The sequence below is a fragment of the Pseudogracilibacillus sp. SO10305 genome, assembly GCF_037072005.1.
GTDB classification, from domain to species: Bacteria; Bacillota; Bacilli; order Bacillales; family Amphibacillaceae; genus Pseudogracilibacillus; species Pseudogracilibacillus intestinigallinarum.
This window is the reverse complement of record NZ_JAXHDE010000010.1, coordinates 90,233-112,004: the sequence shown is the minus strand read 5'-3', so window position 1 is coordinate 112,004 and position 21,772 is coordinate 90,233. Positions and strand designations below refer to the sequence as shown.

The window sequence follows — 21,772 nt, the reverse complement described above, 5'->3', positions numbered from 1 at the left end:
GTCATATCAGACAGATACGATTTTTTTTGATACACTAAAAAGAAACGACTGATAGAAAGAGGGAAGCGGGATGTCTCAATTCACTCATTTTAATGAACAAGGCCGAGCAAAGATGGTTGATATTACGAATAAGGAAGTGACACACCGAACAGCAATTGCAAAAACGAGTGTACTTTTACATAAAGAAATTTATGAAAAAATTGCAAATAATGATATGAAAAAAGGCGATGTTTTAGCAGTAGCACAAGTAGCAGGGGTAATGGCTGCAAAAAATACGTCAAATTGGATTCCGATGTGCCATCCATTACAATTAAGTGGTGTGGATATTACATTTGAATGGGAAGAAAAAGAGGAATTCCAATATGAATTACATGTTGAAGTATTAGTGAAAACAAAAGGTTCAACAGGAGTTGAAATGGAGGCGTTAACTGCTGCATCTGCAACAGTGTTAACGATTTATGATATGTGTAAAGCTGTGGATAAAGGCATTATTATAGGACAAACATATTTACTGAAAAAAACAGGTGGTAAATCAGGTGATTTTAAACGATAATTGGTCATTACCGTGAAGGAGAAGGAGATTTGGATGGAGAAGAAAATACCTCAAGCGACAGCAAAACGATTGCCATTATATTATCGCTTTATTTTAAACTTACATAATCAAGGGAAAACACGTGTATCTTCTAAGGAATTGAGTGATGCAGTGAAGGTAGATTCAGCAACAATCCGTAGAGATTTTTCATATTTTGGTGCACTGGGGAAAAAAGGATATGGCTATAATGTGGAGTATTTATTGCAGTTTTTCAAAGATACACTTGAACAAGATTCGATTACAGAAGTTGCGTTAATCGGTGTCGGTAATTTAGGTACTGCATTATTAAATTATAATTTCTCACAAAGCAATAATACGAAAATTGTTATGGCATTTGACCGCTCGAAAAAAACTGCTAAAACGGAGAACGGTAATATTCCAATTTATCCGATTGAACAGTTAGAGGAGAAGTTAAATGGAGTAGAAGTAGCAATTTTGACCGTTCCAGCTGCTGCCGCGCAAGATATCGCGAATCGCTTGATTGACTGCGGTATAAAAGGGATTGTGAATTTTACCCCTGCAAGATTGACGATTCCAGATGATGTACGTATTCACCATATTGATTTGTCTGTGGAATTACAATCTTTTATTTACTTCTTAAAAAATTATCCGATGAACGAATAAAAAACAGCACGAAAGTTGTGCTGTTTTTTTGTTATGCTTGGACTTCGTTTATGGGGAAAATTAATTCACCTTTGATTTGCCCAAGTTAATTTGAAATTTATTCGCCTTTACGATTTGCAATACTCGTTTTGATATAACGGAAACCTACGCCAAAGTCGAGTGCGGCCACAACTAATAATAAAATGGTTGTGATATTCCAAATGGAGTCTGTGATGCTTACAACCGCCATGTACGTAAATAGTGCTCCGAGTACGAGATAAAAAATGCCCATTTTCATGAATGATTACCCTCCAAAAAAGATGAATGATGCTTGTTCTTGTAGTTCTTTCAATAATTCTGGATCAATTGATAATTGTGTTACTACGACAATCGTGTTCATTAACATGTGCACGAGGATTGGCACGATTATCCGTTTCGTTTTAACGTATAAGAACGCGAACACAACACCCATTGCAAAATAAATTAATGTATGAACTAGATCCATATGTAGCACCGCGAAAATAAGTGATGATAAAATGACGGCAACTAAAAAGTTCCATCTTTTATAAAATGTGCCGAATAAAATCTTTCGGAAAACTAGTTCTTCTAATATCGGTCCGACGATAGCAGGTACTAGAATGAATAGTGGACTTTGACGAGCGAAGTCAACGATCATTTCCGTGTTTTCTGATCCTACTTTAATACCGAGTAAATCCGTTTCAATTGTCGCTGCAATAATTTGCGATGCATACGCCATAATTAACCCTAAAAATGTCCAACCAATAATTGTCCCAACTGATATAGGGAATTCCCTTTTTTCTTTTGCTAAAAACTCCCACATTAATAAGAGGACGATTATTAACGCACCAATAAACCCAATCACATTCGCATATACAATGGAACTCGCTCCATCAATTCCTAGACCAAAATGCAAAAGAAGCGGTGCAAATGCGGTAAACACAAACATAAGGAAATATGTTAATAAAACAAACCAATATTTTTTCGGAAACAAAAGACAAAACTCCTTTTTCTTTCTACTATATGTTCATAAAATCATCATATCATAAAAATAGGAAAAAACAGATGTAATAAGTAGTTAAAAAAGTGACGAAATGAAAAATAGGTTGGATGGAGCGTGGGTAGGAGAGAGGTGGTAAAAAATAGATGCAATGATTGCAGAAAGAGATTCAATAAATGAAAATTGGATGCAATGAACGCGAAAACAGATGCAACGAATGAAAATTGGATGCAATGATCGTGAAAACAGATGCAACAAATTAAATTCAGATGCAATGATCGCGGAAACAGATGCAATAAACGAGAATCGGATGCGATGATTGCGAAAACAGATTCAATAAATGAAAATCGGATGCAATGAACGCGAAAACAGATTCAATAAATGAAATTCAGATGCAATGATCGTGAAAACAGATGCAATAAACGAAAATTGGATGCGATGATCGTGAAAACAGATGCAACGAATGAAAATAGGATGCGATGAATGCAAAAACAGATGCAATAAATTAAAATTGGATGCAATGAATGCGAAAACAGATTCAATAAATGAAAATGGGATGCAATGATCGTGAAAACAGATGCAATAAACGAAAATTGGATGCAATGATCGCGAAAACAGATTCAATAAACGAAATTAAGAAGCGATGAAATAGAAATTAGGATGCGATACAACGGAGTGCAGAACGTTTAATCCACTACAACTTAGCCATATAAGGTTTAAATGGAAAAATTAATTACGGTGGCCAGTTTTATATTGAAATTGTATTAAGAATTAGAAAATAGTGATTAAATACTTGCAATTTTTTCTATAATTATTTAATATAAGAATTGGAATTAGCACTCATCGAGTGTGAGTGCTAATAAAATAAAAATTGCTATCGGGTTAAGGAGGTTTTTTTACATGATTAAGCCATTAGGGGATCGTGTAGTTATTGAATTAGTAGAGCAGGAGGCAACAACTGCAAGTGGTATCGTATTACCAGATTCAGCTAAAGAAAAACCACAAGAAGGTAAAGTTGTAGCAGTAGGTTCAGGAGCTATTGTAAATGGTGAAAGAGTTGCTCTTGAAGTGAAAGAGAATGATCAAATTATCTTTTCAAAATTCGCGGGTACAGAAGTATCGTATGAAGGAAAAGAATATTTAATTTTACGTGAAAGCGACATTTTAGCAGTTATTGGCTAAAACATACACATATATTCGGTTGTAAATATTTTAAGGAGGTACTTATTAGTTATGGCTAAAGAAATTAAATTTAATGAAGATGCTCGTAAAGCATTATTAAATGGTGTAGATAAATTAGCAAATGCGGTAAAAGTAACATTAGGACCTAAAGGACGTAATGTTGTATTAGATAAAAAGTTCGGTGCTCCGTTAATTACAAATGACGGTGTTACAATTGCAAAAGAAATTGAATTAGAAGATGCATATGAAAACATGGGTGCACAGTTAGTATCCGAAGTAGCTTCTAAAACAAATGATGTAGCAGGGGATGGAACAACAACTGCGACAGTATTAGCACAAGCAATGATCCGTGAAGGGTTAAAAAACGTAACTGCTGGAGCGAACCCAGTTGGAATCCGCCGTGGTATTGAAAAAGCAGTGAAAGAAGCGGTAACAGGATTAAAAGATATTACAAAAGTTGTAGAAGATAAAGAATCAATCGCTCAAGTTGCAGCAATTTCTTCTGGAGATGAAGAAGTAGGTAAGTTAATTGCAGAAGCGATGGAGCGCGTTGGAAACGACGGTGTAATTACAATTGAAGAATCAAAAGGATTTGAAACAGAATTAGATGTTGTAGAAGGAATGCAATTTGACCGTGGATACTCTTCCCCTTATATGGTTACTGACCAAGATAAGATGGAAGCAGTATTAGAAAATCCATACATCTTAATTACTGATAAAAAGATTACAAATATTCAAGACGTTGTTCCAGTATTAGAACAAGTTGTTCAAGAAGGTAAGCCAATCTTAATTATTGCTGAAGATATTGAAGGGGAAGCATTAGCTACATTAGTGTTAAACAAATTACGTGGTACGTTTAATGCTGTTGCAGTAAAAGCTCCTGGATTTGGTGACCGTCGTAAAGCGATGTTAGAAGATATTGCGATTTTAACAGGTGGTCAAGTAATTACAGAAGATTTAGGATTAGACTTAAAAACAACAGATATTACAATGTTAGGTACAGCTGATAAAGTAGTTGTATCGAAAGAGAACACGACAATCGTTGAAGGTGCTGGAGATACGAATGCAATTGAAGCTCGTGTTGGACAAATTCGTTCAGAAGCGGAAGCATCAACATCTGATTTTGATAAAGAAAAATTACAAGAGCGCTTAGCTAAATTAGCTGGTGGAGTTGCAGTTATCAAGGTTGGTGCGGCAACTGAAACAGAATTAAAAGAGCGTAAATTACGTATGGAAGATGCATTAAACTCTACACGTGCAGCTGTAGAAGAAGGTATCGTTTCTGGTGGGGGAACTGCACTAGTAAACGTATACGAAAAAGTAGCTAGCTTAGAATTAGAAGGTGACGAAGCGACAGGAGCGAAAATCGTTCTTCGTGCGTTAGAGGAGCCTGTACGTCAAATCGCTGAAAACGCTGGTTTAGAAGGTTCTATCATTGTTGAACGTCTAAAAGGAGAAGATGTTGGCGTTGGATTCAACGCTGCTGATGGCGAGTGGGTAAATATGGTTGAAGCTGGAATCGTTGACCCAACGAAAGTAACTCGTTCAGCATTACAACATGCAGCATCTGTTGCAGCTATGTTCTTAACAACAGAAGCAGTAGTAGCAGACATCCCAGAAGAAGGCGGAGCAGGAATGCCTGATATGGGTGGTATGGGCATGGGCGGCGGAATGCCGGGCATGATGTAATAAAGGTTAATAAAGTATTGATATGACGGGGTTTGCGACGTGCAAACCTCGTTTTTCTATGGAAACCAATCATTCTATTCGCCAAATTCGCTTTCCCTCCGATTGCAAGATAAAGTGTCATAGGATAGGTTCATTGTAGAGTTTGCAAAAAAGTATACAAAATATCCGTGAAACATTATAAAGGAATGTACTTAATGACAAAAGTGATCGCTGTAGCTAAGTTGCCGCGGTATAATGTGATAATCATAAAAAGGAACGGGGTTTGCATATTTGCAAATCCCGTTCCTTTTTAACATGATACATAAATCCATATAACTATAAATTCGGTGGCAGAAATTACATAGAAACATCAGCAGTATCTTACAATTTGTTTTCTTTGCTATATTTTTGTTATGGGATTGTTAAAAAGTATATAGTAAAGCTTACTAATCATTCATTACGATACTCCGAATGTAATGTCCTAATTGTTCGTCATTGTAGCCTTTTTGAACTGCCTGCAAAATAAGTTTGCGTAGCGTTTGTTCCTCTGTATCTTGTTTTGTTTTTTGTTGTTCCGTTTGTTGGTGGTTCTTTTTGAGATATTCGATTGTTTGTCGAGCTGTTTTAATTTCCTTTTGAGCCAAATGCTTAGAGAGCGACTGAATATATGACCAGGAAATTTGCTTATTTACATAAAGCATATAATATAAGATGGCATTTACAACAGGATCTGGCACGGCTTGTTGTCTAATTTTTTCAATAATATTAAGATCACTTTTAGTTGCATTCATATCTGTTATTTCATGAATGAGTTGTTCAGGGGTAATCGACTCAAGATGCTGAATAAGTTCGTTTAGTTTTGCTTTTTCTGTCATTTTTTGTGATACCTTCTTTCTGTGATTATTTTGAAATATAAATGTTTTACCTCTTTTTCATCTGTAAAATCAACCGTCTTTGATTATTGCTAGCTTATAATAATCTACAAGTTAATACCCTTTTTGAAGGAAGAATAATCCGAATAAGAAATAAGTTAGTTTTAAATAAGGTTGTTACATTTAATATAGTAATCATACGTACTGTTTTTATTTGTAATTATTTATTCGCAAAATTCTCCTGTCCAATCGCCAAATAAACTGCCGAGTTCGATGAATTATCTTACGGATTCGCCAAAAAAGTGGCATAATTTCGCGCTTTCAACAAATATAATTCTACTTTTTGCGAGAATTTGTTTTGAGGAGTCTTTTTAACGTCACTCTACAAATTAATTACATAATATGTAAATTTAATATTGCATAAATAAATAGCTAATGACATGATTGTAATGAAGAGCATTTCTACCTTTAAAAGGAGGAGAATTATGCAGAATTTATATTGGGTACGAAGATGGTAGAATTATATTTATTCTTTATGACTGTTTTTGTCTCTCTACTTTTAATTTTATTTATCTTGATAGCGCTTATTCGTCATATTAAATTTAAGTCTCCGTTCTTTTTATCGCAAGATCAAAAATTTATTCCCTACGATTATTATAAAGTGAATGGAGAAAGATCTATTGTATTAACAATTATATTTGGCTCTTTTGGGATTCTGTATGCTGATATAAGTTTTGGCTTTTTATTTTTCTTCATTAATTCAATCATGTATTTTTTTGTGTTCGCTAATACTATTTTTGAATCAAATACTCCCTTATTAATAGTAGCATTAATTCCTTTTACGAGAGTGTTGAATATTATAGCCATTATTTTATTTGCTAAAATTCGCTTGAAAACAGCAGAAAATAAATTTAATGCATATGTTGAAAATGATTTATATCAAAAATTGATTCTAGTTCACTTTGAATATGAGAAAAAAATTATCTGAAAACGAACGTCTTCACATGCAACAAGAGCGTTATGAAAAAGCTAAAGCACCATTGTACGAAAATAGAATAAAAAAGTCACATAAATATAGAGAAAATCACGGTAAAAGAGTTGTGTATTCTTTAAATTTCTTTTATTTATAATTTTCTATTCTCGTTGTAGTGTTTTTCGCATTTTTAATATGTTACTTCCAGCAGGTTGACAAGGTAAAAACTTTTGCGTTTATTTCAATGGTTTTACAAATGCATTTAATATGAGGAAAGATTATCTCCTTTTCTAAATCAACTGCATAATTTAAAAAGCATTTTGTTCTAGGTGAACAATACATTGTTTATAATAAACATAAAAGGACAATATTTAATCAGAAAAGTGGATGTAAGGTTGATTATTGATTTTAACAAGCTATGTAGAATGATCATTCATTAGATTCATTTCACTCTAAAATTCCCTAAGTTATAGTTTTTAAAGACACAATTTTAGGAGGATCATCTTGAGAAAATATTTTTTCATTTGTAGTATTGTATGCATTTCATTTCTTCTTACAGCTTGTGTACAGAAAGAAAAGAAGACGGCAGATATGAAAAACTATCTAGAGCAGGCAGGGGACATGATGGAAGAAGAATTAGAAGAATCAGGACTCGAAGATTATGAATCAATCGCTAGGGCGAAAGCGAAAGAAAACGATATAGCTGGAATGTTAGATTTTTTAGGGGAACTTAACCATGTACATAAAGAAGTGAAAAAGGGCTTAGAAAAAATTGACAAAAAGTATCGGGCAACAAGGAAAGTTCATCATCTCCAAATAGAATTATTTGATGAAAATATAGATTTTTATGAATGGCAACTAGATGTATTAAAAAATGAAGAACCAGAGCGAGAACTTAAACAAATAATGTTATACACAAAACCGCTAGATATACCTAAATATGATGAAAGCAGTGAATATTGGAATAGGCTTCAAGAGGTAGAAGAAAAAGGAGAAGAACTTCTAGATAAGATTGATTATTATTGGGATGTATATACGATGGAAGAATATTGGGATGATGTTTGAAGGTAGTCTATTTTCTTTTATAACAATGATTTCACATGAATGTTGTAAGAATAAGAAAATGACTTTTCTGTTCGAAAAGGAGAGAGCAATAGATAATTGTTAGTTTGTTTTCGTTCCACAATTTTATCCGACTACCTTTACCTTATATTCATGAAAATTGAATATATATAATTAAGATTTAGAAATGGTAAGTAATGAAACAAGTAAAAAAGATGTTAGCAATATTGCTAACATCTTCATGATCCATAAATTTAATAGAAGGCATGAGAAAATACAGTTCCGGGTCCAGCTCCACCACCATTTCCTGGCAACGCACCAGCAGTTGGTACTACTAAACTATCATCACTGACTTGACCACTAATGCTTGGAGCGTTATTAACGGGCACGCTTGCAGCACTTGCAGATTTTTCGCTACCCATACTAAAGACAAATGTAAATGTTAAAGTGGCGATTAATCCAATGAAAATTTTCTTCAAAAATTACCCTCCTAAAAATGTTTGGTTAATATCTTAACATAGTAAACTTAAAAGTCAACGAATTTTCAGAAAGTTGGATAAATATTTGTGGATGAAAATGAAATAGTAATTATCTTAAACAACATAATGGAGAGGAAAATCTTAATGTTAGAAAGGTATCCTTATTATTACAGTACTTGGTTTGTTCTGTTGATGTTGGTGTTGGTTTTTCCAGTAGGACTTGTTCTTATGTGGAAAGGTAATAAGTTTGGAAAAGTAAGCCGAACTATTATAACTGTTGCTGGATTATCCTTACTTCAGCCAGCGGTAATGAAGAAAGCTAAACAATTACTTTTAGTAAGTAAGGTAATGGATTAGTCAAAAAAGATTGTATAGCAAGACGAATACCATTCTAGATACCAATAAATTATAAAATTTCGACTAATTAAGCTTATAATGTGAATGGGTATGACTTTCATAATAAGAATATGGGAACATAATAAAATAGATTTTAATGTAAATGATGTTGATGAACAGATTCCATCAACATCATTTTTTCATTCATTCAGATGACCATATGTATAAAGTAAGCGAAATATCTCTATGCCAAAGCATTATATCTAGTGCCTTGTATAATTTTTAAGGTACATATTTTATTTCTCGACATGAATTTTCCTCTTATAATATATTTTCGAGTATAGTATGTTTATTTATATAACTGACAAAAATTAGGAGGACGGCTTATGGGAAAATAACTAAATTAGCTACGATATTTATATTTGCAATAGTGCTAACTGCCTGTGGAAACACCACAGATAATATAAAGCCAATAAGAACAATTCAAACAAAAACGGAAGAAAATATAAATGAAGATTTACTGAATGGAAATAATAATGATGGATTAACTGAAACAGAAAATAATACAACTGAAGTAGATGAAGAACAAGACAACTTTGCCCACAAAAATGAAGGAAATAGTGAACAAGGTGATTATGATATCAACTTATCAGGAGAAATAAAGGAAGCAGATGGGGAGTTCGTTTTTGAAGGGAAGAGTAATTTACTCCCTAACCCGACATTGATTGGAGTAGTTATTGTTGATGATGGAGAAACTGTTTTCTCTGAAACAACGACAAAGATAGAAGAGGATGTAACAAGCAATTACCTTTTACAAGATGGAATGAAATATTTCAGGATCAGGTACTGACAGCCGCATTAACAGATCAATTAACATATAAGTCACATGTTTTAAATATGAATGGTCCATTATTAAGAACGCGTGAAATAGAAGAATGGTTAAAAAACGAATCTACTGAGGAATAAATATTTATTTGAAGGTGGTTCAAAATTCAATTACGAAGTTGGTTCACTTGCGAAATACATCTTGTGTTTGAGAGAAAAAAATTACACCTGTATAGAATATTTAGAATATACAATTAATTTTGGGGGCAATATACTTAATTTATAGTTAAAATAAATTTATCAGGAGGGGTAATAATGCAAAGAAATGGAAAAGTTAGACTACCAGAGGGAAAAAAGGTTGCGGTAAATATTGGATGTGATTTTGATGCTCAATCAATTTGGGATGGTTCATTTAATTTAACATCCCCAGCTTACATGGCAAGAGGTGAGTTTGGAGCAGAAGTAGGAGCTCCACGACTTTTAAAGTTGTTTGAAAAGTATGGTATTAAAACTACATGGTGTATTCCAGGGCACACTGTTGATACATTTACAGATATATGTAAGGAAGTTGTTGAAGCTGGTCATGAAGTAGCGCATCATGGTTACGTTCATGAGAATCCAACTAAAGCTAGTTATGAAGAGGAAGAAAAGGTTATAAAGATGGGTCTTGAATCGCTTGCCAAAATCGGAGTGAAGCCAAGAGGGTATCGTTCACCATATTGGGATTTTAGTCCAAACACACTTGAAATTCTGGAAAAATACGGATTTGAATATGATAGTAGTTTGATGGGAAATGACCTTCATCCATACTACCCTCGTACTGTAGAGGTACATTCAGATAAGGCAAATGTGTTTACAAAGGAATCCAGTATTTTGGAAATACCAGTTTCTTGGTATTTGGATGATTTTCCACAAATGGAATATATAACGGGTGGTCAAGAAGGACAACGACCAGTTGAGGATATTTATAATCGATGGGTCTCTATTTTTGATTATGCATGTAATAATGAAGAAGGGGCTTGTTATGCACTTACAGTACATCCACAGACAATTGGTCGCGCTCATACGATTCAAATGTTAGAAAAATTAATTCAATATATGAGTGATAACGGTGCATGGTTTGCGACCTTAGGAGAAATTTACGACAATTATTATGAAGATTAATACGCAAATTATGAAAGCGATTTCCCACGTTATTATAAAGACATACTTGTATGATTTTGAGGAGGAGGCCCGAAATGGATTTTTACAGACATTCAAAAGAACAAATAGGTAAAGTAGATAATATTTATAATGGCGATATGTTTCCCGATATTGCGATTAATACATTTCGTAATATAGAACGTCATTTTCCGACGCGTACAATTCCAGCATCAGCAACGCCAAGCCCTTTGGAAAAATCTGCTTTATCTTTACAAGCTTTTAAATCTAAAATTAAAGATGAAACTACCCAACTTACGGAACAATATTACGATCTGTATGACTATCTAACTTTAAATTCTATCACTGGTATCGTTGTGCTGAAAGATGGAAAATTAGTTTATGAAAATTACCAGCATGGTAATGGAGCAGATACTCGTTGGATGTCAATGTCAGTGGCAAAGTCGATTACTTCTACGTTAGTGGGACTTGCAATAAAAGATGGCTATATTGATAGTATAGATGATTTGACCATTAAATATGTACCAGCTCTTAAAGGTAGTGCCTATGAAAACACAACTGTACGTCACATTTTAGGAATGAATTCAGGTGTTAAATGGGATGAAACTTATACAAATCCTGAATCAGACCGTCGTGATTTTTTAAAGGCTCAAGTTTCACAAGAGCCTGGATCGTTAATTAATGTGATGGCCAATCTTCCAAGTGTAGGTAAACCAGGTCATGTTCATAATTATTCAACGGGCGAAACTACAATTGCTAGTGAAATAGTTATAGGAGCTACTAAAAAAAGTTTGTCAAAATATTTATATGAAAAGATATGGAATCCCTGTGGGATGGAAGGTAAAGCAGAGTGGTGGCTTGACTCTCCAAATGGCAATGAAATCGGAGGAAGTGGTTTTTCGGCTACCTTAAGGGATTATGCAAGATTTGGCCATTTTTTCCTTGAAGAAGGTAAATTAGAAGGAAAGCCAACACTACCTGATAAATGGGTGGAATTATCTAGTCAACCTACAACTTTGGAAAATGGAGAATCTGTAAATTATGGATTAATGTGGTGGCCAGCATGGACGGAAAAATCAAAACGACATAAAGCATTTCAAGCTTATGGTATTCATGGGCAAGTAATTCATATAGACCCGAAGGAGAAAGTGGTTATTGCCATTTCATCAGCACGCCCAAAACCATTAGGCACACAACCTATTGACGATATGTTATTTTTAGAAGATTTAATCGATAATATTAAATAAGTGTGTCATAGATAGTGTAAACACATAATTTGTAGGATTAAAAATCTATGAATAATAATATGCAAATATATCACTACTAAATTATTCAGTGGGGTAGCACATTCTTATTTGCCTTATATAAGTCTGTTGGTGCCCCACTAATATTAAATTAAATTCTAGGGAACGATTATTATTTACCACAATAATGCTGAGATTAAGGAGGACACCTATATGAAAAGATTGGAAGGGCAAGTGGCATTTGTTACAGGGGCAGCCAGAGGACAAGGGAGGCAATTTGCTCTAGCTCTTGCGAAGGAAGGAGCTGATGTGGTTGTACTAGACTTAGACACTCCGATAAATACTGTAGATTATGAGTTACCAAGGGCTAATACTTTAAAGGATGTTGCAAAGGAAATAGAACAGTTAGGTCAACGTTCTTTAGCGATTGTAGGTGATGTAACAAAGGAAGAAGACATGTCGCGTGCTGTTGAGGTTATTATTGATAAGTTTGGGAAAATAGATATCTTAGTTCCGAATGCTGGGATCGTATCCTATGGAAAAGTATGGGAGCTTGATGGAAAGACATTTGATAAAATGATTGATGTAAACTTGAAAGGTACATGGTTGACTTGCAAATTTGTAGCACCTCATATGATAGAAAGACGGAGTGGTAAAATTGTGTGTATATCATCTATTTATAGTGTTCATGCAGCTCCATTAGTTAGTCACTATACTGCTTCAAAGCATGGAGTTTTAGGTCTAGTACGATCCATGGCGATGGAGTTGGGGGAGTATAATATAAATGTAAATACAATAGGACCAACAGCTATAGACACACCAATGATGAACAATCAGGCTACTTTTGATCGTATGGCTGGTGGTAAAGAAGGCGGAACAAGGGAGCATGCTAATAAGGAGTTTGAAAAACGTCAGCTTTTACCTAATGCTGGTTATCTTCCAGATGATGCTTGCGTCGGAGCCCTACTATTCTTAGCTTCTGACGATTCGAAATTTGTTACAGGTAGTTATATACCAGTCGATGCTGGTTTCCTTACATTTTAAAATAGGAATTTTACCAAAATGAGCTAGTGATAGTAAGTTACTAAAAATTATCTATCACTATTCTATAAATATTGTAAAAGATAAGTTTATTATAACGCACATATTTTAAATATAATAAAGTCAGCAAAATAGTAACAATAATATGTGAGGAGGGGATTTAATGAATCCAAAGGTCATTAAAATAGGAGATCCAGAACCGGCTCTGACTTTTATATTTACAATGCTGACAATGTGTATATGGGGAGTATATGCAGGTATATTTACAGGACCTACTAGTCTTGCCCTCGGACTTGTGCAAATATCGACATTTATTCCTTATTTGATTTGTTCAATATTATTTTATTTACGTGGAGAAACTATGATGGGGACGATATGTCTAATCTTTGCAACTTTATTTGGTGGCATAGGTGGCGTTTTAAGTGTTGCAGAGGGTCTTTCTTATATACTGGGATTTGAGATGAGTACCCAATTAGGCTCCATACCATTCCTTTGGGGGGCGATTTCATTAATTCCACTTTTAATATCGGTTCGAAAAACAGCCTCAGCATTAGCATTTTTGTGCTTTACTTGTGTAGTGTTTTTTTTGACACTTATAACACTAGTCTCATTTGGACTTATCCCAGAATCAGCGAATTTACTGATTAAATGGACATGTTTATTTGTTGCTACTAGTGGGATATACACATTTGTGAATTCCTTATTACGAGCTAGTGGTTGTAAGTGTATGCCTGAGGGAAAGCCATTGTTTAAATAAAAGTGGAAATATACTCAATAACTGCTGTAGAAAGTGATAGAGATGTTTTATTTATGATTATTTATTATATGTTTAGCAATGGAGGTATGAAATGTGAGTAGATTATCAGGGAAAGTAGTCGTAATAACAGGTGCGGCTAATGGTATGGGAGAAACACATGCTAGATTATTTGTTCAAGAAGGGGCAAAAGTGGTATTAACTGATATAGATGTGGAAAAGGGAGAGAAATTAGCAAAGGAACTTGGTGAAAATGCACTGTTTATTAAACATGATGTCACTGATAAAGACGATTGGCAAGTTGTTGTTGAAAAAACAGAGGTTGCGTTTGGGTCTATTACAGGTCTTGTAAATAACGCTGGGATAGTTGGACCGAATGATATTCCTTTAGAAAAATTAAAAGATGAAGATTTCGAGAATGTTATATCTGTTAATTTGTACAGTGTTTTTAAAGGTATGCAGGCTGTGGTAAAATCTATGAAAAAGGCTAAGGAAGGATCCATTGTAAATGTTTCTTCAACATCTGGTTTAGTTGGATCCGTGAATGTTACTGCTTATGTTACGACAAAATTTGCGGTAACTGGGATAACTAAAGTTGCTGCACTTGAGTTTGCTGATTATAACATTAGAGTAAACTCTGTACATCCAGGTGGAGTAAAGACAAATATAGAAGTGTTTGATGCAGTTAAAAAGGCAACTCCTATGGGAAGAATTGCAGATCCGGAGGAAGTTTCATATATAATTCTTTATTTAATTTCAAATGAATCAACGTTTTCTACCGGAGCAGAATTTGTTATAGATGGAGGATTTACAGCTCAATAAAGATTTAATCCGATGTGTAAGAAAGGATTGGAATAAGGGAAATGAAATGATAGTTTTTAAGATTATATATAACCTAAAAAGTGGGTTCGCTTTGATAAAGTAATCAATCAAAACGAACTCACTTTTTATATAGGGTATATGTTTTAAAGTTGTTTTTTGTTATAATTTAAATGCGAATAATAAAGGGGATGGTTCATTTGTTTATCAGTATAAAGTATAAATATATGATTCTTTATTTTACTATGACAATCATCCCTATCATAATAATTATTATATTGATTTTTCAATTAGGAAACATGAGATCATATGAAAATTTCATTGACTCAAATACGCATTTACTGCAGTTAATTAGCAACGTAAATTCTAGTTCAAATTTAAATGATACTTCCGAACAGGGAACGTTATATGAAGATATTTTGAGTGATTTTGAAATAGGGAATCAAGTAATTTATATTGTGGATAGCAAAGGTGAGTTATTATACTCCTCAGGAGAAAAGAAAACAGATCTAACCAAATTGTTAAGCAAAATTAAAGAAGATATTCCTGACACGAAAAATAAAGGTGGATTTCAGCAAAATGTTAGTAATGAAGATATGATTATATCTTACTACTACGATGAAAAGCTAGATTGTTATTATATATTAAATACATTAACCAACCATATACAAGAGAAAACACTTTTTATTAGGGAACTAACGATTATCATTATTATGGTAGGGTTTATAAGTGTGTTTTCAATTGTTTTGATATCATTTTACTTAACGAGGCCAATTAGAAGACTTTCAAAAGAAATAAAACATAAGAGCGTATCACTTTCAGAAGGAATAATTGTTAAAGATGAAATATGGGACATATCTATTCAATTAAATGAAGTTTATCAGACATTAAAAGAACAAATTGATAAAAGTTATAATCTTGAAATTAAAACAAACAAGGCTCAGTTTTTAAATTTACAGTCACAAATTAATCCACATTTTCTTTATAATACACTAGGAACGATTAACTCCATTGCAATAATTGAAAAAGTGCCATTAATTGCTGAATTAACACGTTCTTTGTCAGATATGTTCCGTTACAATACAGAACAGAATAACGAGTATGTCCTCTTAAAAGATGAATTAGAACAAATAAAAAGATACTTGCATGTTCAACTTATTAGGTTTGACGGCATGATAAGAAAAGAGATTAAAATTGATTGTGAATTATTAAAGTATAAAACGATTAAATTTATGCTTCAACCAATCGTTGAAAATTGCTTTACACATGCCTTCGAAAATCAAGAAGAACAAGGATTGATACGAATAATAGGGTATAGCAGTAATAATTCAATCATTATTAATGTAGAAGATAATGGATTAATCATGGAACAAGAAGAATTGAATGAAATGAATGAATTGTTCAAGGAAGTCTATCCATCCCAAGAAGCAGTGCAAAATAAAGGGATTGGACTTTTAAATGTTAATACTCGAATTAAACTAGCTTTCGGCAAAGAATATGGATTGTCTTTTCATTCGCGACAACCCAAGGGTTTGTGTGTGAAAATCACTTTACCTTTTAAAAACTAGGATGGAGGGGAATAAATGTTACGAATGATGATTGTTGAAGATGAACGCTGGATGCGAAAGGGTTTAGAAAAAATGCTAGACTGGGGAGATTTAAATATTAAACATGTTGCTAGTGCTAGCAATGGGCAAGAGGCGTTAGAATTGTTACACTCGTGTAAACCGGACATTATAATTACGGATGTTAAAATGCCCCGAATTGATGGATTTGGAATGTTAGATAAAATATCGGAGATTACAGACAGAACACCGAAAATTATCATTGTATCTGGATATAATGACTTTGATTATGCTAAAAAGGCTATACAGCATGGAGTTGCGGATTATATATTGAAACCAGTCGATCCAGAAGAATTAAAAAAAACTATTACTAAAATAATTGATATGATTAGGCTAGAAAAAAAGCAGACTTTAAATTTTACAAACTTAGAGTTAAAGAACGTGATTTATGAAATGCTAGCATTTTCAGCAAATAGTTCAAATATTGACTTTATCCCTAGTAGCTTCAATTACTGTATTGTTTTTTCATCAAATCCCTTTAGTATTGAACTTGTCAATCTTATAAAGGGGAAGTTTTATTATTCTTCCGTATCTATTGGAGGGCATCAGTTAACTATTATTGGTTCTAAATATGGTAATGCCTTTAGCACGGAGCTTCAATTTTATTTGGATGAAATTGAAAGTGAGCAAATTATTGGTTTTAGTCGTATTAAAAATAATATTAACGATAGTTTTTTTTCAGCTTATAGAGAAGCTGTACAAGTATTTCGAACATCGTATAACCAAGGAAATGAAGATAACAAATCTTTTGAATTGAATATTTCTATTTCTATAGAGGAAGAAACAAAGATACTAAAAGCGCTCCAAGGAGAAGATAGTAAAACTGTTAAAGATACTATAGATAATGTCCTGAAAAAATATAGTGCCCCAGGTCAAGCGTGGATTATTCAGTTTCAAATGTATCTTTTTTTATCCCGATATTTAACAACAGAGCAATTACAGTCACATAATCACGTCTTATTATTTCACAAATTCAAGTCTATAAATGAACCGGGAGATAAGTTGAATACAGATCATCCTGAATTTGAATCTATGATAGATGACGTGATTAAAAACTTTAATCCATTAAAAACAAACCATATTGTGAGTGTAAATGAATTTATTGACACACACTATCATGATTCCTCATTATCTTTAGAGCAGGTAGCGGAACATTTGAATTTATCACCAGCATATCTAAGTTTCATTATAAAAAAGGAAACAAAATCAAATTATACATCACACGTCACAAGAAGGCGAATTGAATCCGCTAAAAAACATCTTTTGAGTTCATCTATTCCAATTTATAAAATTAGTATGAAAGTTGGTTACAACGATGTGAAATATTTCCTGAAGGTATTTAAAAAAGAAACGGGTTTTACACCAAATCATTATCGAGAATTGTACAAACAGAAAACGGAGTGAAATTATGAATGAGCCACAAAAATTGCGAAGTTATCATTTGTTTTTAACTTTTATTACCTTTTTAGGTTGGATGATATCGGCAATGGATGCATCATTATTTTTCTTTATAGGCCCCCATTTGATGGAGCAATTTGACTTTGATTTGAAGATATTTGGTTTTATTGTCGGTGGAGGTTTTCTGTTAGCAGTTATTTTTAGTATATTTGTTGGCCCATTAATGGATTTTTGGGGACGGAAATTAGTTTTTCAATGGATTCTTGTGCTTGTAACAATGGGAACGTTTTTAAGTGGCTTAGCTTGGAGCTTTTCATCATTGGTGATTTTTAGATTAATTGCAACTGGTGGTGCATTTGCGGAGTATGCTGTGGGAGCTACTATTTTAATGGAGTCTGTTCCCAAAAAACATCGTGGTTGGTTGATGGGAATAATGGCGGCTGGTTGGCCAGCGGGTACTGCACTTGCAGGTGTAATTACAATATATTCAATTCCATCTTTGGGTTGGAGGAGCGCCTTTTTTATTGCTACAATTCCAGCGTTTATTGTTATAGTGATTAGGTTATTTGTAGAAGAGCCAGAACAGTTTATGAAGGAGCGTAAACTCCGAATTAATTCTACCAATTATCACATGAAGGCAACTTTAAACGAATTAATAAATAGTTATATAGATAAATTTAAATTTGCATATAATATGTTACTAACGGGGAAGAATTTATATAATAGTATACTTGTTTGGATTTATATCAATTCTGCTGTTTTTGCATATAGTATACTAATATGGTTTGCACCATATTGGATGAGTGATGCATTTGGTCTTAATTTGACCCAAACAACTTATGTAACGGTTTTGGGGAGTCTGATTAGTGTTTTGGGATATATTTGTTGCGGTTGGCTTGGTGGACAATTAGGAATTCGTAGAGCAAGTCTTATCTTCATTTCAATAGGTAGTTTGTTAATTATATGGCTAAACTATGCATCTAGTGATTTTTCCTCATTCCTAAAGGGATTTCTATTATGGAATTTTTTTGGAGCTGGTATTTGGGGGATAATACCAAGAATGTTTACGGAAAGGTTCCCTACTAGGGTACGTGGGACGGCTGCATCTGTAAATTCGGCATCTTGTTGGCTAGGTTGGGCAATTGTTAGCTCATCATCACCGTTTGTACTTGAAAATTTTGGTTATGGTATCGTTATTTACGCCTCAGTTATAGTATTTTCTCCATTAGCTCTTATTACAACTTGGATCATGACAAAGGATTAGAATTTATGAAGGATTAAACTTTTTATTCTACTTATTAGAACAACATGTTAAAACAACGAAAAGCAATCTATGAAGCGACACTGGCGACGACTGAGGAGATTATTACTGGTTGTAGATTGTTTGGATAGGTATAGAAAGCCCTCTTTGAAGGAGGCTTTTTTACTATCATCTATTATTTAAATAGTCGGCGAATTCCTTTACTAGAGATACGTCTAGTAAAACGCCGTCCAATCCGTTGCAGGAATTTTCCCCTCTTAATATCATTGATATTGTTTGAGATGCGTAATAATTTGTAAATGGTAGATTTCTTCATAATATCATTTCTCCTTTACAAAAAATGTTAACAATCAGGATCAGGCATTATATCGCATTTGTTACTTATATCATAAACGTTTACGAGTATCCGAGCAAATAAAAAAATGGCGTCATATTAGCCCTTTTAACGTATAATTAACAGAATAATGTGTAAAATTATCAAGTGTACGATACAATCATCTGACAAATACATTCATCGTCGACAATTTTATCCACATCGACATCCAAAAAGATTGAACCAGTATACAATCCGGAAACAGGTGAAAAAGAAGGTGCAAAACTACTCCGTGATGGCCGAAAGGATAAAAGTGTTCAAGCAGGTGGTTATTTTGTCGGGCCAACTATTTTTGATGGTGTCACAAGCGAAATGAAAATTTGGCAAGATGAAATCTTTGCACCAGTATTATCTATCGCATGTGTGAAAAACTTAGACAAAGCCATCGCACTTTCCAACGCATCATCTTTCGCTAATGGTGTTTGTATTTTTACAAATAATGGGGGGAAGTGTACGTAAAGCTTTTCTTGGTACAACTGATTTATCCGTTAGCATGGGTTATCCAAATCAACTGGAAAACAGTGAAGTTCAGAGTGTGATAAAATCATTTTATGAACAAGCTAAAGAGGTGCAGGTGAAAATAGGAACTGTATCTAGTGATCTATCTTCAACTAGAAAGGCTTATGAAACTGGAGCTGATTATGTTGTCTTAGTAGGCTCTTCATTTATTATGAGAGAGTTTACAAAATTTGTGAATGATGTCAAGTAGATTAAGATTAGCTTATTATGAGAACTGAATCTATTGGAGTACTGTTTTTTAAAATATTCTCAAAAAGTTAACTGACATTTTAAGTTGTTTACAAATTTGAAATGAAAATATTTCAGATTTTTAATTGGATCATAATTTTAATTCTTTAAACTATTAATTGATTACTAAATCAGGGTAGATGTTTAAGAAAAGAGCATGATGTTAATGCATCGGGCTGCTTGGACTGGAGGGTGGCCAAATATAGTAACTAAAACTCGATAGGTTGCTGTAAATTTATGAGAAAATGAAAAAAATAATTGTGAAGTGCGCATATTTTCTTTTTTAGAAGTGTACTCGATGCCGTTTTTAAATGTTTGGAAGAACACACATTTGAACCGATAACGGGTGAAGTATAACCTGCTTATAGGCAAATAATTATTGAAAACTTTATAGAGGTACTAGTAGGTTCTGTCTTAGTAAGTTAAATTACTTTAGGTGGGATTGGATTAAATATTCAGGATGCAAACATTGTTGTCCTTTGTGAATCACAATGGAAGCGGTCTACAGAAGTGTAGGCAATTAGTTGGCATATCGAATGGAACAGGCAAGAAATGTTTTTGTGTATCGACTTTATGCGGATAGTGTCGAAATAACGATGGATGAACTGTTTCATAGGGAACAGCAATCTTTGATCAGTATGCGAAGGAATCTTATGTTGGCAACGAATCTTTAAATAGAATAGTATCGAAGGCGACAGAGGAAAAATTGACACAACAAATATTGAAAATAGAGGTAGAACAATTAAAGGAAAAGAGATGATTACATAATAACTAATTTATATAAATTAATTATAATTGAAGTAATTAACGGGAATATATATTATCTCTAAAAAGATTGTGATAAATATGTGTGAAAATAACTAAAAAGAAAGTTCAAAAGGAGAAGATAATATGAGTTATTGCCCAATCGACCATACGTTAGACGATGTACAAAGAAAGTTAGAAGAACAAAAGGCATTTTTACGTGATGATTTATACAAAAAGAGTGTTATTTTTTTACAACAGAAACAAAGTCAATTGGTATTGAATGAGTTATTTCATTTACTGAAGAAATACGATCTTGTAACTGAAACAGAAAGAAAAGTACGTCATCAAGGTTTTGAACAGCTTTTAAAATAGGGGAAATAGAAAAGATCCTTTACAATAATCGAAGGAGAGCAAGTCTCTTTTATGGATAACCGACTTACTAATCCTAAATATGTTATCATATTTTCATACATAAAATATTAGGATAGTTTGTTGTTTGGTGTACTTTTTGTATTAGCTATTATTATACTACTTATAAGGGTAATAGCGTGGATGCATGGACTGGGATATGTCGTTGCAGTTAATATTGATATGGTTGTTTGTCATAACTTATGTTCACAACGAATGTTTCATCCAGATTGCTAGTGGAAAAGTTATTTATTTTTGGGATGTTCTGTTATTTTTTTAGTTTTGTGTTTACGGCATTATTCTTTTCGTAAGAACGAGCGTGTTTACAAGGATTGCATGAATTTTTCATTACATTAGTTAAAAAATCATATTCAAAAAAACTGATAAGTCTGATGTCGAAAAATAGTAAAATTTAATTTTACTAATTAAATCAGACTGTACATTCTTAAACAATCAAAAGTGTACATAATTATCTTGACATTTAAACATCAAGTTTAAAATACCGAGAATAATGTACTCTAGTGTAAAAACCCTCTTTGATTTAAGTATCAAAGAGGGTTTTTGCGTTCCTCTTTATATGACGT

The 21,772-nt window shown here is 33.2% G+C and carries 22 protein-coding genes and 1 pseudogene; 19 read left to right on the top strand and 4 right to left on the bottom strand.

Features of this window, described 5'->3' with window-relative positions; translation table 11 throughout:
• The first annotated feature begins 70 nt into the window (after positions 1-70).
• Positions 71-553, top strand: a complete 483-nt coding sequence (moaC, locus tag SPD45_RS09500; RefSeq protein WP_336267499.1) for a cyclic pyranopterin monophosphate synthase MoaC — start codon at positions 71-73, stop codon at positions 551-553.
• Positions 554-586: 33 nt separating this feature from the next.
• A complete protein-coding gene (locus SPD45_RS09495; RefSeq protein WP_336267498.1) occupies positions 587-1,216 on the top strand; it encodes a redox-sensing transcriptional repressor Rex in 630 nt (209 codons plus the stop codon).
• 97 nt (positions 1,217-1,313) lie between these two features.
• Here the strand turns inward: SPD45_RS09495 and SPD45_RS09490 are convergent, their stop codons facing one another.
• Positions 1,314-1,493: a YdiK family protein gene (locus tag SPD45_RS09490; protein WP_336267497.1), complete on the bottom strand. Its 180-nt coding sequence runs from the start codon at positions 1,491-1,493 to the stop codon at positions 1,314-1,316.
• Positions 1,494-1,499: 6 nt separating this feature from the next.
• Complete coding sequence (locus SPD45_RS09485; RefSeq protein WP_336267496.1) at positions 1,500-2,207, bottom strand: CPBP family intramembrane glutamic endopeptidase; 708 nt, start codon at positions 2,205-2,207, stop codon at positions 1,500-1,502.
• Positions 2,208-3,113: 906 nt separating this feature from the next.
• On the opposite strand from SPD45_RS09485, the gene groES reads away from it, so the two are divergent.
• Together groES and groL are read left to right on the top strand one after the other, a co-directional pair.
• The gene (gene groES / locus SPD45_RS09480) at positions 3,114-3,395 is read left to right on the top strand and encodes a co-chaperone GroES (protein WP_336267495.1); all 282 of its coding nucleotides are present in this window, start codon (positions 3,114-3,116) and stop codon (positions 3,393-3,395) included.
• Positions 3,396-3,446: 51 nt separating this feature from the next.
• Positions 3,447-5,084, top strand: a complete 1,638-nt coding sequence (gene groL / locus SPD45_RS09475) for a chaperonin GroEL (protein ID WP_336267494.1) — start codon at positions 3,447-3,449, stop codon at positions 5,082-5,084.
• Between the two features lie 425 nt (positions 5,085-5,509).
• On the opposite strand, the gene SPD45_RS09470 is transcribed toward groL, so the two are convergent.
• Complete coding sequence (locus SPD45_RS09470; RefSeq protein ID WP_336267493.1) at positions 5,510-5,938, bottom strand: DnaD domain protein; 429 nt, start codon at positions 5,936-5,938, stop codon at positions 5,510-5,512.
• 508 nt (positions 5,939-6,446) lie between these two features.
• Here SPD45_RS09470 and SPD45_RS09465 point away from each other — a divergent pair.
• Together SPD45_RS09465 and SPD45_RS09460 are read left to right on the top strand one after the other, a co-directional pair.
• Entirely contained in the window at positions 6,447-6,923 is a 477-nt protein-coding gene (locus SPD45_RS09465) for a hypothetical protein (protein WP_336267492.1), read from the top strand.
• A 489-nt stretch (positions 6,924-7,412) separates the two neighbouring features.
• Positions 7,413-7,973: a hypothetical protein gene (locus SPD45_RS09460; protein ID WP_336267491.1), complete on the top strand. Its 561-nt coding sequence runs from the start codon at positions 7,413-7,415 to the stop codon at positions 7,971-7,973.
• Positions 7,974-8,224: 251 nt separating this feature from the next.
• Here SPD45_RS09460 and SPD45_RS09455 read toward each other — a convergent pair whose 3' ends face one another.
• On the bottom strand, positions 8,225-8,449 hold the full coding sequence (locus tag SPD45_RS09455; RefSeq protein ID WP_336267490.1) for a hypothetical protein: 225 nt from the start codon (positions 8,447-8,449) through the stop codon (positions 8,225-8,227).
• 228 nt (positions 8,450-8,677) lie between these two features.
• Between SPD45_RS09455 and SPD45_RS09450 the strand changes: the two genes are divergently transcribed.
• The 13 genes and pseudogenes from SPD45_RS09450 to SPD45_RS09390 all read left to right on the top strand — a co-directional run bounded on the left by SPD45_RS09450 (position 8,678) and on the right by SPD45_RS09390 (position 21,152).
• Positions 8,678-8,806: a hypothetical protein gene (locus SPD45_RS09450; RefSeq protein ID WP_336267489.1), complete on the top strand. Its 129-nt coding sequence runs from the start codon at positions 8,678-8,680 to the stop codon at positions 8,804-8,806.
• 409 nt (positions 8,807-9,215) lie between these two features.
• Positions 9,216-9,635 carry a hypothetical protein gene (locus tag SPD45_RS09445; RefSeq protein WP_336267488.1) on the top strand — a complete coding sequence of 140 codons (420 nt, stop codon included), beginning with the start codon at positions 9,216-9,218 and terminating at the stop codon, positions 9,633-9,635.
• Positions 9,614-9,751 (top strand): hypothetical protein, encoded by a 138-nt coding sequence (locus tag SPD45_RS14420; RefSeq protein WP_442962011.1) that lies wholly within the window; start codon positions 9,614-9,616, stop codon positions 9,749-9,751. The genes SPD45_RS09445 and SPD45_RS14420 overlap by 22 nt, the downstream gene beginning before the upstream one ends.
• A gap of 174 nt (positions 9,752-9,925) precedes the next feature.
• Positions 9,926-10,774: a polysaccharide deacetylase family protein gene (locus SPD45_RS09440; RefSeq protein WP_336267487.1), complete on the top strand. Its 849-nt coding sequence runs from the start codon at positions 9,926-9,928 to the stop codon at positions 10,772-10,774.
• A 74-nt stretch (positions 10,775-10,848) separates the two neighbouring features.
• On the top strand, positions 10,849-12,018 hold the full coding sequence (locus tag SPD45_RS09435; protein ID WP_336267486.1) for a serine hydrolase domain-containing protein: 1,170 nt from the start codon (positions 10,849-10,851) through the stop codon (positions 12,016-12,018).
• A gap of 210 nt (positions 12,019-12,228) precedes the next feature.
• On the top strand, positions 12,229-13,059 hold the full coding sequence (locus SPD45_RS09430; protein ID WP_336267485.1) for a mycofactocin-coupled SDR family oxidoreductase: 831 nt from the start codon (positions 12,229-12,231) through the stop codon (positions 13,057-13,059).
• Positions 13,060-13,219: 160 nt separating this feature from the next.
• Positions 13,220-13,813 (top strand): hypothetical protein, encoded by a 594-nt coding sequence (locus SPD45_RS09425; RefSeq protein ID WP_336267484.1) that lies wholly within the window; start codon positions 13,220-13,222, stop codon positions 13,811-13,813.
• Between the two features lie 93 nt (positions 13,814-13,906).
• A complete protein-coding gene (locus tag SPD45_RS09420; protein WP_336267483.1) occupies positions 13,907-14,632 on the top strand; it encodes a glucose 1-dehydrogenase in 726 nt (241 codons plus the stop codon).
• 197 nt (positions 14,633-14,829) lie between these two features.
• On the top strand, positions 14,830-16,197 hold the full coding sequence (locus SPD45_RS09415; protein WP_336267482.1) for a sensor histidine kinase: 1,368 nt from the start codon (positions 14,830-14,832) through the stop codon (positions 16,195-16,197).
• 15 nt (positions 16,198-16,212) lie between these two features.
• Positions 16,213-17,658: a response regulator transcription factor gene (locus SPD45_RS09410; RefSeq protein ID WP_336267481.1), complete on the top strand. Its 1,446-nt coding sequence runs from the start codon at positions 16,213-16,215 to the stop codon at positions 17,656-17,658.
• A 4-nt stretch (positions 17,659-17,662) separates the two neighbouring features.
• Positions 17,663-18,916: an MFS transporter gene (locus tag SPD45_RS09405; protein WP_336267480.1), complete on the top strand. Its 1,254-nt coding sequence runs from the start codon at positions 17,663-17,665 to the stop codon at positions 18,914-18,916.
• 568 nt (positions 18,917-19,484) lie between these two features.
• Positions 19,485-19,995: pseudogene (locus tag SPD45_RS14415) on the top strand (aldehyde dehydrogenase family protein); the annotation flags it as partial.
• A 929-nt stretch (positions 19,996-20,924) separates the two neighbouring features.
• A complete protein-coding gene (locus SPD45_RS09390) occupies positions 20,925-21,152 on the top strand; it encodes a hypothetical protein (protein ID WP_336267479.1) in 228 nt (75 codons plus the stop codon).
• The last annotated feature ends 620 nt before the right edge of the window (positions 21,153-21,772 follow it).

Excerpts from the sequence above, each read along its gene's own strand:
- moaC (WP_336267499.1), top strand. The coding sequence starts at position 71 with ATGTCTCAATTCACTCATTTTAATGAACAAGGCCGAGCAAAGATGGTT.
- SPD45_RS09495 (WP_336267498.1), top strand. The coding sequence starts at position 587 with ATGGAGAAGAAAATACCTCAAGCGACAGCAAAACGATTGCCATTATAT.
- SPD45_RS09490 (WP_336267497.1), bottom strand. The coding sequence starts at position 1,493 with ATGAAAATGGGCATTTTTTATCTCGTACTCGGAGCACTATTTACGTAC.
- groES (WP_336267495.1), top strand. The coding sequence starts at position 3,114 with ATGATTAAGCCATTAGGGGATCGTGTAGTTATTGAATTAGTAGAGCAG.
- groL (WP_336267494.1), top strand. The coding sequence starts at position 3,447 with ATGGCTAAAGAAATTAAATTTAATGAAGATGCTCGTAAAGCATTATTA.
- SPD45_RS09470 (WP_336267493.1), bottom strand. The coding sequence starts at position 5,938 with ATGACAGAAAAAGCAAAACTAAACGAACTTATTCAGCATCTTGAGTCG.
- SPD45_RS09465 (WP_336267492.1), top strand. The coding sequence starts at position 6,447 with ATGGTAGAATTATATTTATTCTTTATGACTGTTTTTGTCTCTCTACTT.
- SPD45_RS09450 (WP_336267489.1), top strand. The coding sequence starts at position 8,678 with ATGTGGAAAGGTAATAAGTTTGGAAAAGTAAGCCGAACTATTATAACT.
- SPD45_RS09440 (WP_336267487.1), top strand. The coding sequence starts at position 9,926 with ATGCAAAGAAATGGAAAAGTTAGACTACCAGAGGGAAAAAAGGTTGCG.
- SPD45_RS09435 (WP_336267486.1), top strand. The coding sequence starts at position 10,849 with ATGGATTTTTACAGACATTCAAAAGAACAAATAGGTAAAGTAGATAAT.
- SPD45_RS09430 (WP_336267485.1), top strand. The coding sequence starts at position 12,229 with ATGAAAAGATTGGAAGGGCAAGTGGCATTTGTTACAGGGGCAGCCAGA.
- SPD45_RS09425 (WP_336267484.1), top strand. The coding sequence starts at position 13,220 with ATGAATCCAAAGGTCATTAAAATAGGAGATCCAGAACCGGCTCTGACT.
- SPD45_RS09410 (WP_336267481.1), top strand. The coding sequence starts at position 16,213 with ATGTTACGAATGATGATTGTTGAAGATGAACGCTGGATGCGAAAGGGT.
- SPD45_RS09405 (WP_336267480.1), top strand. The coding sequence starts at position 17,663 with ATGAATGAGCCACAAAAATTGCGAAGTTATCATTTGTTTTTAACTTTT.
- SPD45_RS09390 (WP_336267479.1), top strand. The coding sequence starts at position 20,925 with ATGAGTTATTGCCCAATCGACCATACGTTAGACGATGTACAAAGAAAG.